13 protein-coding genes are annotated in these 15,227 nt (G+C 36.4%); 11 read left to right on the plus strand and 2 right to left on the minus strand.

Annotation, left to right across the window (positions count from 1 at the left end):
* The first annotated feature begins 245 nt into the window (after positions 1-245).
* The 8 genes from lacC to AC3WLU_RS22995 all read left to right on the plus strand — a co-directional run bounded on the left by lacC (position 246) and on the right by AC3WLU_RS22995 (position 10,469).
* Positions 246-1,181 (plus strand): tagatose-6-phosphate kinase, encoded by a 936-nt coding sequence (gene lacC / locus AC3WLU_RS22960; protein ID WP_492597992.1) that lies wholly within the window; start codon positions 246-248, stop codon positions 1,179-1,181.
* A gap of 13 nt (positions 1,182-1,194) precedes the next feature.
* Positions 1,195-2,181, plus strand: coding sequence for a tagatose-bisphosphate aldolase (lacD, locus tag AC3WLU_RS22965; RefSeq protein WP_440439241.1), 987 nt, complete (start codon positions 1,195-1,197; stop codon positions 2,179-2,181).
* Positions 2,182-2,759: 578 nt separating this feature from the next.
* Positions 2,760-3,239, plus strand: coding sequence for a PTS N-acetylgalactosamine transporter subunit IIB (gene agaV / locus AC3WLU_RS22970; RefSeq protein WP_251542738.1), 480 nt, complete (start codon positions 2,760-2,762; stop codon positions 3,237-3,239).
* A 41-nt stretch (positions 3,240-3,280) separates the two neighbouring features.
* On the plus strand, positions 3,281-4,057 hold the full coding sequence (gene agaW / locus AC3WLU_RS22975; RefSeq protein ID WP_251542735.1) for a PTS N-acetylgalactosamine transporter subunit IIC: 777 nt from the start codon (positions 3,281-3,283) through the stop codon (positions 4,055-4,057).
* Positions 4,047-4,862: a PTS system mannose/fructose/sorbose family transporter subunit IID gene (locus tag AC3WLU_RS22980; RefSeq protein WP_268571806.1), complete on the plus strand. Its 816-nt coding sequence runs from the start codon at positions 4,047-4,049 to the stop codon at positions 4,860-4,862. Before agaW ends, AC3WLU_RS22980 begins: the two co-directional genes overlap by 11 nt.
* Positions 4,863-4,907: 45 nt before the next feature.
* Positions 4,908-5,324, plus strand: coding sequence for a PTS sugar transporter subunit IIA (locus AC3WLU_RS22985; protein ID WP_440439240.1), 417 nt, complete (start codon positions 4,908-4,910; stop codon positions 5,322-5,324).
* 25 nt (positions 5,325-5,349) lie between these two features.
* A complete protein-coding gene (nagA, locus tag AC3WLU_RS22990; protein ID WP_492597993.1) occupies positions 5,350-6,498 on the plus strand; it encodes an N-acetylglucosamine-6-phosphate deacetylase in 1,149 nt (382 codons plus the stop codon).
* 56 nt (positions 6,499-6,554) lie between these two features.
* Positions 6,555-10,469 carry a TIM-barrel domain-containing protein gene (locus tag AC3WLU_RS22995; RefSeq protein ID WP_492597994.1) on the plus strand — a complete coding sequence of 1,305 codons (3,915 nt, stop codon included), beginning with the start codon at positions 6,555-6,557 and terminating at the stop codon, positions 10,467-10,469.
* Between the two features lie 149 nt (positions 10,470-10,618).
* Here AC3WLU_RS22995 and AC3WLU_RS23000 read toward each other — a convergent pair whose 3' ends face one another.
* Together AC3WLU_RS23000 and AC3WLU_RS23005 are read right to left on the minus strand one after the other, a co-directional pair.
* Positions 10,619-10,780 (minus strand): hypothetical protein, encoded by a 162-nt coding sequence (locus AC3WLU_RS23000; RefSeq protein WP_156500289.1) that lies wholly within the window; start codon positions 10,778-10,780, stop codon positions 10,619-10,621.
* A 316-nt stretch (positions 10,781-11,096) separates the two neighbouring features.
* Entirely contained in the window at positions 11,097-11,915 is an 819-nt protein-coding gene (locus AC3WLU_RS23005; RefSeq protein ID WP_187049658.1) for a histidinol-phosphatase, read from the minus strand.
* A gap of 241 nt (positions 11,916-12,156) precedes the next feature.
* Between AC3WLU_RS23005 and AC3WLU_RS23010 the strand changes: the two genes are divergently transcribed.
* From AC3WLU_RS23010 to AC3WLU_RS23020, 3 genes are all read left to right on the plus strand, one after another.
* Complete coding sequence (locus AC3WLU_RS23010; RefSeq protein ID WP_063575843.1) at positions 12,157-12,792, plus strand: FMN-dependent NADH-azoreductase; 636 nt, start codon at positions 12,157-12,159, stop codon at positions 12,790-12,792.
* A 607-nt stretch (positions 12,793-13,399) separates the two neighbouring features.
* Positions 13,400-14,026: a fumarylacetoacetate hydrolase family protein gene (locus AC3WLU_RS23015; protein ID WP_411740289.1), complete on the plus strand. Its 627-nt coding sequence runs from the start codon at positions 13,400-13,402 to the stop codon at positions 14,024-14,026.
* A gap of 236 nt (positions 14,027-14,262) precedes the next feature.
* A complete protein-coding gene (locus AC3WLU_RS23020) occupies positions 14,263-14,691 on the plus strand; it encodes a MarR family winged helix-turn-helix transcriptional regulator (protein ID WP_034307691.1) in 429 nt (142 codons plus the stop codon).
* Positions 14,692-15,227: the final 536 nt, after the last annotated feature.

The following is a 15,227-nucleotide window of genomic DNA, read 5'->3' on the forward strand; positions in this document are numbered from 1 at the left end:
AGGTGGTAGCTCCTGTTTTGAGCAGATATTTATAAGAGAAAAGACCCGATGTCGGCAATGAGGTAATGCCACTGCGGCAAAACCATTTATATGGCATGTACTGCACTTGCTAGGAGTGTTCAGTTAGATAACGATTGTGGAAAATTGCTTAGGCTGCTGACTTTATCGAGTTAGTCCTGAGCTTGATTTAATCATGGCTTACATGGATGGTCAAGCCTAAACAACAACCAGAAAGAGTGATTACGATGATTTTAGCCGTAACAATGAATCCATCTGTCGATATTTCTTATCCGGTTGATGCATTCAAGTTTGATGGTGTCAACCGGGTGGAAACGGTACGAAAAACGGCTGGTGGAAAAGGCTTGAATGTTGCCCGAGTGATTTCACAAATGGAAGACGAGGTCTTGGCGACAGGTGTGTTAGGCGGAACGATTGGTGATTACATTGTTCAGGAATTAAATGATAGTAATATTCCCAATGACTTTTTGAGAATCGAAAAAGAATCAAGAAATTGTATCGCCATTCTTCATGAGGGAATGCAAACAGAGATTTTAGAATCTGGACCGACGTTATCCAAAGAAGAAGGGACAGCTTTTTTAGAGAAATTCGAATGCCTGCTCACAAACGCTTCTCTGGTTACGATTTCAGGAAGTTTACCGAAAGGGTTACCAACTCACTTTTATCGTAAAATGGTTGAAATCAGTTGTAATAAGGGAAAGCCCGTAATTGTTGATTCGTCAGGGGAAGAGTTAAAACAAGTCTTGAAACATGAGAAAAAACCTTTTGCCATCAAGCCGAATACTGCGGAATTGTCTCAGCTGTTGGGCTTCGAAACTGAAGCTGGAAAAATCGATTTGAAACAAGCGTTAGACCATGAGATTTTTAAGGGGATTGAGTGGATTGTTGTGTCCGTGGGTGATAAAGGTGCCTTTGTCAGGCATGGGGATGATTATTATCAGGTTACGATTCCAAAAATAGATGTGGTCAATCCTGTAGGTTCCGGAGATGCGACCGTTGCTGGGTTAGCTGTGGCACTGAACAGAAATCAAACGGTGGAGTCTGTACTGAAAACGGCTATGACCACAGGAATGTTGAATGCAATGGAAGCCGTAACTGGTTTTGTAAATATAAGAAAATTTAAAAAGTTCTATGATTGCGTAAAAGTTAAAAAAATAGATTGATAGGAGAATGCCAATGTTAGATCTCACCAAAAATAAATTAGAAGCTCTTAAACGCTTATCGGATGAAAATGGCGTGATTGGAGCATTAGCCATCGATCAACGTGGCTCTTTGAAAAAAATGATTGCGTCTGGCGATGCAAATCTAGTGGGTGATGATGGTATCATCCGTTTCAAAGAATTGGTTTCTGAGGAATTAACACCATTTGCAACCGCTATACTTTTGGACCCAGAATATGGTCTGCCGGCAGCAAAGGTCCGCGATAAGAACGCAGGTTTATTAGTGGCCTATGAAAAAACCGGTTACGATGCCTCAGAAGTGGGCCGGTTGCCTGATTTATTACCGGAATGTTCAGTAAAACGTTTGAAGGAAGCCGGTGCTGATGCTATCAAATTCTTACTTTATTATGATGTAGATGAAGAAGAGAAAATTAATAACTATAAGCATGTCTGTATGGAACGTGTTGGATCCGAGTGTGCGGCTGAGGATCTTCCATTTTTCTTGGAAATTGTCACTTATGATGCGGAAAATAATGATGTAAAAAGTAAAGAGTACGCAAAAGTGAAACCGAATAAAGTGATTAGGGCCATGAAGGAGTTCTCCAAACCTCAATATCAAGTTGATGTATTGAAAGTTGAAGTTCCGATAGATATGAACTTTGTGGAAGGTTATGCAGAAGGCGAAACTGTTTATAGTAAAGAAGAAGCTGCCTTTCTTTTCAAAGAACAGAGTGAAGCAACAGAACTGCCTTTTATTTTCTTGAGTGCAGGTGTAAGTGCAAAACTATTCCAAGAAACATTGAAATTTGCCAGAGAATCCGGTTCTACCTTTAACGGTGTGTTATGTGGCCGGGCAACATGGAAAGATGGTGTGGCATCATTTGCTATTAGTGGAGAACAAGCAGGCCGTGCCTGGTTACAAGATACAGGTAAAAGAAATATTGAAGAACTGAATGTAGTATTGAAAGAGACAGCCAGTTCCTGGTTCGAGAAAGTAAAATAAGGATTCAATATAAGCGCCGTGTCTTTTAATGAAAACAGGAACTAGAGGTAAAAAAGTGATTCATCAACTGGGTCAATAATTAATGAATCAAGCGTTGTCACTCAATTAATTGAAGGAAAGATTCAACACCTTCAATCAAATCCTGTCGCTCCTGTTATAGTTTAACGAAGTTGAAGCTGCCGAGGGGGCTTACCGTGAAATCCCTGAGTTACTCGAGGAAAAATGATTGAACATGCGTGTGCTCAGGGATCATGAAAGATATTTTTGATTTGAAGAAGTTTATTAATCTAAATTGTGAAGAATATGGCCACTCGTCCTTGTATTAAATATATCTACAGAATCCGGGGTCTGCAACCCAGTATTTCCATGAGTTCATTGACTGCCTTTTTTTCATTTGCATTGCAAACGCTTTCAATTATTAAGGGGTATTATTGGTAATGATGAGCGTTTAGTAGATTCTATAACAGGAAGTATTGAGGCAATTTTCTCCTTTAACTCTTAGAATTCGTACATTGAAGCCAATTGGAATTCAAATCATAAAATGTCTTAAAATCTCATTTATGAAAGGAAGAATTTTTATGTCAGCTCCTAATATTTTATTAACCAGAATCGATAATCGTTTAATACATGGTCAAGTGGGGGTTACATGGGTCAACCATCTGGGGGCAAACTTAATTGTCGTTGCAAATGACAAGGTATCCACAGATGAAATTCAACAAAATTTAATGGATATGGTATTGCCTGATGTTATTCAATCACGCTATTTTTCATTACAAAAAACGATTGACGTCATTCATAAGGCGTCTTCTCGTCAAAAAATATTCTTAGTTGTAAAAGATGTGCATGATGCATTGGCGCTAAAGGAAGGCGGAGTGCAAATTGAGCAGTTGAATATTGGAAATATGCATTATGAAGAAGGGAAAAAACAGATTTCATCTACTGTATCTGTTGATGAAAAAGATATCGCTGCATTTAAACGTCTGGGAGAACTAGGCGTGAAGTTAGATTTAAGAAGAGTACCAAGCGAAAAGGGACTAAATATATTAGATTTGTTTTAAAAGAATAGCGGATTAAAGTGAATTTTAGGGGGGGATAACTTATGTTAGTCGAAGCATTATTAATTGCTTTATGGGCTGGGATTATCGGTGTCGATCTATTTAATGGATTAACCCATATTCACCGTCCGGTAGTTACGGGACTTGTAGTTGGTCTAATTTTAGGGGACGTTCAGACTGGTTTGATAGTTGGTGGAACTTTGGAGTTAATATGGATGGGTATGGTGCCGCTTGCTGGTGCACAACCACCGAACGTTGTTATTGGGGGAGTGATTGGAACAGCATTTGGTATTATTGCTGGTCAGGACCCAAAAGTTGCAGTTGGGGTGGCAATACCGTTTGCTGTAGCAGTACAAGGGTTAATTACCTTGTTTTTCACAGTATTTGCACCAATGATGCACAAAGCCGATCAATATGCACTAGAAGCAAATTATAAAGGGATTGAGCGAATAAATTATTTAGGCTTGTTCATTTTGTTTACATTTTATGCAGTTATAGCGTTTTTACCCATTTTCTTTGGAGCGGAAAAAGCATCAGGATTTGTTGAAACAGTACCACAATGGATTATTGGCGGATTGTCCATAGCCGGAGGGATTATGCCAGCCATTGGATTTGCGATGTTATTGAAAATTATGATGAAAGTCGAATATATCATGTTTTTTATTATAGGATTTGTCGCAGCAGCTTATTTAGAAATGCCAATTTTGGCAATCGCCTTAATTGGTTTGGCAATCGCCTTGTATGATTTTTACCAAAACAAAGAAAAACAAGGTCCAGATAAATATCAGCCTAGTGAGGAGGAAATCACCGATGGCATCTAATCACTATGAAGATGTAACTGAAGCTCCGGATTTACAACAGAAACAATTACGAATCTTAGTATGGCGCTCTTTACTATTACAAGCATCTTTTAACTATGAACGTATGCAATCGGCCGGATGGCTTTACTCCATTTTACCAGGTCTAAGGCATATCCATAAAAATAAAAAAGACTTAAGTAAATCAATGAAAGACCATATGGAATTCTTTAATACGCATCCGTTTTTAGTAACATTTATTATGGGTGTGATTTTAGCAATGGAACAAAAGAAAGAAGATAGAGAGGCTATTCGTGGTATTCGTGTTGCTATGATGGGTCCTCTTGGTGGTATAGGGGATGCATTGTTTTATCTTACTTTATTACCGATTACAGCGGGAATTGGTGCTTCATTAGCGGTAGAGGGGAACCCCCTTGGACCAATCGTATTCTTAATATCATTTAATATTATTCACTTTGGTGTCCGGTTCGGATTAATGAACTATGGATATAAAACAGGTGTTAAAGCAATTGTGAAACTAAAAAATGGTACTAAATTCGTTTCCCGCGCTGCATCAATTGTTGGTTTGACAGTAGTTGGTGGTTTAATTGCCACTTATGTCGCATTTAAAGTTGAATATGTTTGGAAATCTGGAGACGCAAAATTAAATATCCAAACAGATGTATTAGATATGATCATGCCAGCAATGCTGCCGTTAGTATATACGATACTAATGTACTGGTTACTTAAAAAGGGGCGTTCTCCTTTAATGTTGATTGGCCTAACCGTTGTAGTCGGTTTAATAGGATCTTACTTTAATATTTTATAATCTTAATATCTTAACACTAAAAACTGATAAGAGAGGATGAGATAAATGATTGGAATTGTGCTGACAGGACATAGTTCTTTTCCAAATGGAATATTTGAATCGGTTCAGTTAATTGCTGGAGAAATAAAGCAAGTAGAGGTTATTCCATTTGAAGTAGATGTAACGATATTTGAGCAGGTTGTCAAAAAAGCTATTGATAAGGTGGAAACAGGAGCAGGAGTGGTATGTTTTACAGATTTGGCGGGTGGAACTCCATTTAATGTGTGCTCTAGGATAGCTTCAGGTAAAGAAAATATTCGAGTGGTAGCCGGAACAAACTTACCTATGTTGTTGAGCGGAATATTTCATCGGGAACTCAGTCTTGATGCATTTATCGATAAGATGATAAAAGATGGTAAAGAAAATATTAAGGAATTTAAAAAAATACAGCAACAAACAGAAGAAGATGTAGCTGGAATATAAGCGTAAAAAAGGAAGCGGATTCAAGGTGGAATATTATATTAAAGCAGAGCGATATTTAATGGAGAATGAAGAAAAACAAGGTGGATATTTACTAGTGAGTAATGGATTATTTGGTGGATTTTCAGAGACGGTTCCTTTAGGTTCCGATGTTATCGATTGGAGTGGACATATAATTGCCCCGGGTTTATTTGACACCCATATTCATGGGATTAAGGGGTATGACATAATGGACGGAACTGCGGAAGCAGTTCATGAAATTTCGAAAGCGATTTTACAACTTGGTGTTACGCGTTTTTTACCAACAACATTGACATCGTCTAAAACAGATTTGAATCAAGCTATTGTAGCGATTACAGAAGCGGTCAGACAAGGACTGGCTGGCGCACAATCAGAAGGGATTTTTCTGGAAGGCCCCTACTTTTCTGAACAACATAAAGGAGCCCAAAATTCTATTTATTTTCGGAATCCAGATTATGAGGAATTTCAAGAAATAAAGAGACTTTCAGAAGGAACCATTGTAAAAATTGCCCTGGCACCTGAACGAGAAAACACGTTAGAGTTTATTAATAATGTAAGTAAAGACGGTGTATTTGTATGCATAGCACATACGGACGCAAGTCATGATTGCTGTAAGAGGGCCATTAATGCGGGTGCCCAAAACTTTGTCCATTTATTTAACGGGATGTCAGGGTTACATCATCGTGACCCAGGTGTGGTAGGTGCGGCATTAACGACTCCTAACACTTTTGCTGAATTAATTTGTGATGGTTTTCATGTACATCCAGACATTGCTACATTGGCGCTACGTGTTAAAGGGGACAAGCTGGTACTAATTACGGACTGTATGCGCGCAGGGTTAATGCCTGATGGAGAATATCAACTAGGTGAATTCACTGTTGTAATGAAAGATGGCATGGCTCGAACAGAAACAGGATCCTTAGCTGGCAGCACTTTGAAACTAATAGATGGAGTTAAAAATTTAAAAAGTTGGAGCAGTGAGCCGCTATATAAAATATGGCACAGTGCTTCATTATCACCAGCAGCAAGCATAGGAAAAGATATGGAATTCGGTAGCATATCAAGTGGGAAAATAGCTGATTACGTAGTCCTGAATGAGCAGTTAGATGTTCTAGCCACTGCTGTTGATGGTGTAGTCAAGTATAGAAGAGGTTGAAATGAAGAAGACAAAAAAATAAGAGAATCATTAATTTGTAAGGGAGGTATATTTTGTTGAAAAGAAAAATGATGATTGCTAATCTTGAAAAATTTGCAAGCTTGTTTTTATTAGTCATCTTATGTTTAATAATAGTTCCTTTAACTGGTAAAGCCTCGGACGATAAAATCTTAAATAATTCGGCTGTTGCTAATGAAACGTATAAGAAAATTGGCCTGGTAACGAAAATCCTAAAAGACGGAAATGATGTTTATCTTGATTTTTCAACAGGTGAAAAAATAAAAATTAGTTTCCTTAAGGACAACCTATTTAGATTGCACTTGGACCCAGCAGGAGATTTCCCAGAATATCCGACTCCAAATAAACCTGATCACGTCACAAAAATAATTGAAAAAAGTGTGAGCGATTACAATAAAGAATACGGGAAAATAAATGTAAAGGTTAATAAAAGCGATGCCAATTTTTATAAGATTTCTACAAAATCTGTAGAGTTAAGAATTGAAATAGCTACTTCAAAGATGAGCTTATATGATAAAACAAAATCCCAAGTTCTTTGGAGTGAAAAAGAGCCACTTAAATATAATGATGAAAAAACATTGCAAACTCTTGATACAAAAGAGAATGAGTATTTTTATGGTGGCGGACAACAAAATGGATACTATTCCCATAAAAATACTTCCATAAATATTGCGATTGGTGGCGGTTGGGATGCAGGTGCTGCTTCTAGTCCGGTTCCATTTTATTTAAGTACTGAAGGATATGGTGTATTGCGTAATACGTTTAAGCCAGGAGCTTATAATTTTTCTAAGACGGCCACCTTTTCTCATAATGAAAAAAGATTTGATGCTTATTATTTTGTCGAATATTCAATTCCAGAAATCATTGGTGAATATACTGAATTAACCGGTAAAGCTGCTCTAATGCCGAAATATGGGTTTTATTTAGGGAAGGCAGATTGCTTTAACGGAACTCATAATGGTCATAAGGACCAAAGAACACTATTAAATAATGGACTAAATAATTTAAATGAATATGGCAGTAATGATATGCCTTTAGGTTGGTTTTTACCAAATGATGGGTATGGATGCGGTTATGGAGGATTAGATAATTTAAAGAGTTTTGTCAAAGAAGCTAATGCGAAAGATGTTGAGGTAGGTTTATGGACACAAAGTAATCTATATCCAGATCCCGGATTACCAGAAGATAGCCCTTTACGTAGAGACCTTGACGGAGAAGTCCAAGCTGGTGTAAGAGCAATAAAGACTGATGTTGCATGGGTTGGACAAGGTTATTCAATGGCTTTAAATGCAACTCGTCAAGCAGCGGAAGGGATACAAAAAGCAGAAAACTCTCAAGGAGCACGTCCTTTCGTCATTTCACTTGATGGATGGGCAGGTACGCAACGTTATGCATCATTATGGTCTGGTGACCAATATGGAGGAGATTGGGAATATATTAGGATGCATATCCCAACTTACATTGGAGCAGGCTTATCAGGTAATCCGAATGTCGGTTCAGATATGGATGGTATATTTGGCGGAGATAAAGTCATTCAGACACGAGATTACCAATGGAAGGCATTCACTCCTATTCAAATAGATATGGATGGATGGGCATCATCAGGTGACGATTATAGTAAATCGAAAAATCCTTGGAATTATGGAGAACCATATGCATCCATTAATAGAATGTATCTAAAATTGAAAGCTCAAATGATGCCGTATATTTATACGATTGCAGAAGAATCAACATCAAAATCAATGCCCATGATTAGAGGGATGATGTTAGAATACCCTGATGATCCATATACGTATGGTACAGAAACACAATATCAATATATGTGGGGACCTAATTTATTAGTGGCACCAGTATATAATGAAAATGATCATAGAGCTGGTGTAAGAAACGGAATTTACCTTCCAGATGAAAATCAAATTTGGATCGATTATTTTACAGGTGATCAATATAAGGGTGGGTCAGTCATTAATAATTATAGTGCTCCATTATGGAAGACCCCTGTGTTTGTTAAGAATGGTGCTATTATTCCCATGTCACCTGAAAACAATTCTATTAATCAATTGAATGGCTCTGATAATAGAATATTTGACGTGTACCCATCTGGTAAATCAAAATTTACATTATATGAAGATGATGGGAAAACCAATGAATATAAAAAGGATAAAAACACTAGAACCAATATCACTTCAGATGTTAAAGGTGAAAGAGTTGTTATAACTGTTGGGAAGGCAAAAGGAAAAGGATATACTGGCATAGTCAGGAATAAAGGTACAGAATTCATTGTAAATACACGTAAAAATCCAAAGAAAATATCCGTTAAAGTTGGAGGTAAAGATGTTGTATTAAGAAAAGTCACAACTGAAGAAGAATACAAAAGTTCTGATAATGTATATTTCTTTAATGAAAATCCATCCTTTAATAAATATTCTACAAAGGTTTCAGAATTTGAAAAAACGAAGATTACTACATCACCTAAACTTTATGTTAAGGTTGGGAAAACTAATGTTTCAGCAAATACCATTAAATTAATAGTAGATGGTTTCAATAATACCGAAGTTAAGGATGTAGTGGATGAAGCAGTACCAAATGTTCCAACAGGCCTGGGAGCAAAAGATGAAAATATTACGGATAAAAGTATCAAATTAAATTGGGATGAAGTTGATGGTAAAAATACTTATGATTTATTGATTAATGGTGTAATCTATACAAATGTATTTAAGGCAACCGATAGTGAACAAGTACCTTTCTATGTTCATTCAGGTTTAACAGCTGATACAGAATATTCTTATAGAGTTAGAGCAGCAAATTCAAAGGGAGTATCAAATTGGAGTGATGAAGTTAAAGCTAGAACAATGCTTGATCGATATCGAAATGTAACTAAGAATATGACAGCAAAAGTAAGTAGTGAACAACCGGGCAGTGAAGGGTCTAAAGCTGTGGATGGTGACGATAATACTTTATGGCATACTGAATGGTCTGATGGAAATGTATTGCCTCATACCTATGAAATTGATATGAAGCTAGCTTACCAATTAGATAAGCTAGAGTATCTTCCAAGACCTGATGCTGGAAATGGAACCATCTTAAAATATAATTTAGATGTCAGTTTAGATGGTAAAACGTACAAAAATATTATCACTAATGGAACGTTCGAAAGAAATAAAGATGTAAAAACCATTTCCTTTAACGATAATGTGACAGCTAGATACATCAAGTTGACAATTACTGATGCTGTAGGAAAATTTGGTTCTGCTCAAGAATTTAGACCATATAAAAAAGATAAAACAGTTGGAACGGTTGTGGGTGAAAATATACCAAATGGTGCAATTGATGATGAAGATCTACTATTCTTTGCTAGCTACATGGGTGTTGATACAACAGATACAGCATGGAATCAGGTATCGAAGGTTGATATTAATTACAATGGGGTAATTGATGCTTATGATTTAATGTATGTAGCAGGACAGCTAGGAAAAACACCACTTATACCAACTGGTAAGCCAATTGCTGGTTTACTGGATATTAGACCTAATAAACAACAGTTAAAGGCAGGAGAAGAATTTTTAGTGGAAATAATTGGAGAGGAATTGAAGGATATCAATGCCTTTAATTTAGAGCTGAAGTTAGATCCGAATAAGTATGAATTGGTTAAAGAGTGTCAACCAGAAGGTACATGTGATTCAAGTATTGTTCAACCAACCAATGTAACTAAGGATATGTTAAATTACTCTATACTTGCAGGTATAGGAAATACAGAGCAGCGGATTATGGCGGCATTTTCCCATAAAGGATCTCAACAAACATTAGAGGGTAAAAATACATTAGCCACCATAAGGCTCAAGGCTAAAAAAGATATTGATTTTGATATGCCAATAACAAGGTCCTTGCTGGTTAATACAGCTTTTAACTCAATTGATAAAATAGGAGAAGTGTTATTTCCAGAAGAACAATGAAGAGCAAAAGGAATATCATTAACGAAAAGGGCGCTTGAATTTAATAAAAGGAAAGCACATATTATGCGTGACTAATATGTGCTCTTCTTTTTAGGAATTTATAATGTTTTAGGTATTGATATAAGGTTTATTCAATAAGGAAGTATAAATTAAAGATACCCATTTAATACTGTGCCAAAAAGATCGAATTCAGGATCTTTTGACTGGGCTTTTGGAGGGGCTTCGGATCGCCCTATTGAAGAGTTGATACCACCTTCAACTGACTCTACAAGGGTTTCGTCATTCTCTTTATGCAATGGGTTATCAATCATCCCAAAATCAACTCCTTTTTATAAGATAAACGAATGGTTAGTTATTAATTCCCTAAATACTTTTATTTTATGCAAAAAAATATGGTGATGACTGGAATTCATTGAAATGAACGGAGAAAAACGTGTAAGCAATCGTGATGATTTTTATGACAGGATGCATAATGATTATTTTATGCCCATAAAAAAAAATGGTACCGATTCATTGATCAGTTGAGGGATTTTGGTCTTCGGCCTTCTTAGTAGCAAAGGATGAAAAAGTTCATTCCACATGTGGTTACAGGAAGCTCTAATGATCGGACCTGTTCTCATTGAAAGGTTAAAGTGGAGTGAGAATCCTTTCCTTTTTAACAAAGTAAGCCCACTCAGAAAAGCCGATCTCCTTTAGTCTTTTTTTAACTAGTTCAAATTCATCGCCAATACGTTCCGGTGTATGCGAATCCGATCCAAAGGTTACCTTCACATCATAGAAAAGAGCTCGTTCTAAAATGTCATCTGCTGGATACCACCCACCACAATCTTTCGTTTTACCAGAGGTATTAATCTCAATGGCGATATCTTCTGAACTAATGATTTTTAGCGTTTTTTCAATACTGTCTGTCTCAATGGAAGAAAAGGCTGGATAAAAACCTTTCATTGCATCAATATGGCCTAAGATTTGGAACACTCCGCTTTTAGCCGATTTCTGTATTAATTCATAATATTCATCCTTTACTTTTGACTGTTCTTTAGAGGTTAAGCCATCCCAACGACCTTTTTTAAAAATGCTAATATCCTGAACATAATGAACAGATCCAATTATGTAGTCAAAAGGGTGTAAAAGATATTGATCGCGGTAGACTTCAATGTGCTCAGGGAAGAAATCACTTTCCATTCCTAATAACACGTGAATTTTGCTTGCATATTTCTCTTTTAAGCGAAGTACTTCCTCAATATAAGGAACTAATTCACTTTTTGCCATTGCAGTAGTTGGGTAGAGATGGTCGTCCTCACTATAAAAGTATGGAGAATGGTCAGAAATCCCAATATAATGCAAGCCGTATTCGATGGCTTGCTTTACATAATCCTCAATTGTGCCGATAGCATGTCCACAGCGTTCATGGTGAGTGTGGAGATCAAATTTTATTGAATTCGTCATTTACTTAGTCCTCCTAAAGTGAACCAGATTGTCTTATTTTATCATATCCAAAATTCATATCCTTTCTCACAAAATGAAAGAAGATTTATACCTTACTACCCTCGAAAACGAATTTCTATCTTACGGATTTAATTTTATACCCATCAATTAAAGATATTTTAGTTCGAGTAATTGTATAAAGGTTGAATTCCCAAGACAAACTAGAATGTCCAAATATGTAAAAAGAAAGGGAAGATACTGAATGACAAAGGTATTGTATATCACGGCTCATCCTCATGATGACAAACAATCTTACAGTATGGCTGTTGGAAAAGCATTTATTGACACATATAAAGAAGTAAATCCTAGCCATGAAATTGTGAATATTGACCTTTATAAAGAAAATATTCCTGAAATTGATGTGGATGTTTTCAGTGGTTGGGGGAAACTTCAAGCTGGAAAGGGTTTTGAAGAACTCTCGTCGGAGGAGAAAGCGAAAGTTAGTCGGCTCTCAGAATTATGTGAGCAATTTATAGCCGCCGATAAATATATATTTGTATCGCCTTTATGGAATTTTTCATTCCCGCCAGTTTTGAAAGCGTATATTGATTCCGTAGCTGTTGCAGGTAAATCATTTAAATACACCGAACAAGGCCCCGTTGGTCTTTTAACTGATAAAAAAGCCTTGCATATTCAAGCTCGCGGTGGTATTTATTCAGAAGGACCGGCAGCTGAATTGGAAATGGGTCACCGATATCTAAATATCATTATGCAATTCTTCGGAGTGCCTTCCTTTGAAGGTTTATTCGTTGAAGGACATGCAGCAATGCCTGATAAAGCACAAGAAATTAAAGAAAATGCTATAGCACGTTCAAAAGATCTAGCTTCTACTTTTTAAATCAAGGAGCCAACAATTTTTGTTGGCTCAGACTGTAGACAAACTCGATGAAAATCGAGTTTGTCTATTTTTATGGCTTGTCAATTGGACGTTGATTGGAACGTAGGGCACTCGCTTTCCGCGGGCGGTCGGCCCTCGGCTTTCGCCTGCGGGGTCTCCCCTAGACGCGCTTTTCTAAGCAGGAGTCTCGTACACCCGCTCCAATTAACTTTGTCTTGCCTTTTAGATAGAACACTTTTGCCAGGAGTCATTTTTGTTTTAAAATAGAAGTATTAAAACTTGAGGTGATGAGGATGCTGATCTCGCTGAATAGAATCATGTTTAGAAGTTGGCTCTTTTTTTGTCAAAATAAAAAAATAATTATGTGTATGAATTCTTCTTCACCAATCATAGCGCATTAAGACTTCGTATTTTATCCGCAAGTTAAAATCTGGACCGCCCTAACGAGGTTTCAACATGGAATTATATTAATCATTGTATAAAAAGTCAGAAAAATATAAAATGTACTTAAATCGGAGGGCTTCTTCTTATGTCATGAGTAAGGTTTTCAAATTGTTCCACTATCATTTAAATATTTATTTCTTAAGAGAAAAGAGTGGTTTTTATGATGAAAGACATTAAAAATATCTATTGTGTAGGTCGAAACTATGCCTTGCATGCAAAAGAATTGAATAATGAAATACCAACTTCCCCTTTTTTATTTTCAAAACCGACTCATTCGCTCGTGGAGGCACACGGTCAGTCAATTACTTTGCCGAGTAATCAGGGTTCCGTTCACTTTGAAACTGAACTTGTCATACATATCGCAAAACAGTTCGAACCAGGAATGAAAGTAGATGAAATAGTAGACTCCATGGCCATTGGGTTGGATCTGACACTTAGAGATGTTCAATCACAGTTAAAACAAAAACAGCATCCTTGGCTTTTGGCTAAAGGATTCAAAAATTCGGCAGTTGTTAGTGATTTTATTTCGTTTCCAGGTGTTGAAGCATGTGAACAATTAGATTTTTCCCTTTTTAAAAATGGAGAGCGTGTACAGGTCGGGAATATTAAAGACTTACTTTTTGATTTGCAAACCATTATAGAATTTACAGCAGAGCATTTTGGGCTTGGAAAAGGAGATATAATTTATACCGGTACTCCAAGTGGCGTCGGTCCTCTTTCAGATCAGGACCAGCTTTCACTTAACTGGGGTGGAAATGAAATAGGGTCCTGTTCAGTTACAATGGGTTAAAGAAAAAAGCAGTCATTTTGACTGCTTTTTTTATGGATTAGCTCAATTTTAGACAAAAAGAAGAAACTCGTCTAAAATAACCATATAACATACGGATGGCACGCACTTTTTTTAAAAATAAGTTTAACCATTAAAATTATTTTTTATGGAGTATCTTAGAACAATTTATATGCCTTATGATAATCAATTAAAGTGCCAAATTTTAATTATATAGGATGGAACAGGGTGGAATGTGCATGAAAAACAACCAAGAAAAGAAGTATTTAGATAATTGGCTCTCGATTACAAATATTCAAATGGGCATTACGAATGAGCTGGAAAGTGCTTTGCAAAAAAATCATAACCTTTCATTAAAAGAGTTTTACGTTCTTTACTTTTTATCCAAAACAAGCGAAAAACAATTGAGGCTACAACAATTACAAGAGATGGTAGGATTAAGTCAAAGTGCTATATCCAGGCTGGTAGTCAGGCTTGAAGCAAAAAGCTGCGGCGTATTACAAAGGCAAATATGCGAAGATGATCGAAGAGGTATTTACACACGGTTAACTACATTAGGTGAAGAAAAACTACAAATATCCTTAAATACTGTTCATGAAATTCTGCACTCTGCTTTTTCAAAAGGAAACCTTCAAGAGGAATTGCAATCCTTAATCGAGAAATTATAATATGGTTCTAATAGCCCTTAATAACGTGAAGTCGGTTATTTCTATATATTTTAGATAGGAATATACCTTTAGCCCAGTAAGGTAATTATGAACGGATCTGTTGTGAAAGAGAGAAATGTTTATCCGGAATTGGATGTAAGCGCATGCATTTAAGAGGGATGGAATAGATTTGTTTTACCAGCGAGGATAAATTAGTTTAATGGCTATAATGTTCCGGGAAATGGATATATCATAATAAAGACGAACTGTTATTTTTAAAGTATTTTCTAAACAAAAAAAATGCCAGGACGGAGGATTATTAGCTCCTGGCATTTTTTTTAGAGAGAAAATTGAACTGGCTCTTTCTTTACTTTGCCGTTTTGTTGCAGGATTTCCCCCTATATAAATATAATTAATAATTAAAGAGAAGGAATCATGGTATTATCCCCTTCAGGTAGACAGAGAAAAAAGAGAACATGGTAAAATGTTCTTAACTGTCAATCTGGAGGGGATTTTTTGTATGGCAAAGAAGGGGCAAACGTTTCAAGCGTATACAG

It is taken from the genome of Peribacillus sp. FW305-BF15, from assembly GCF_058783805.1.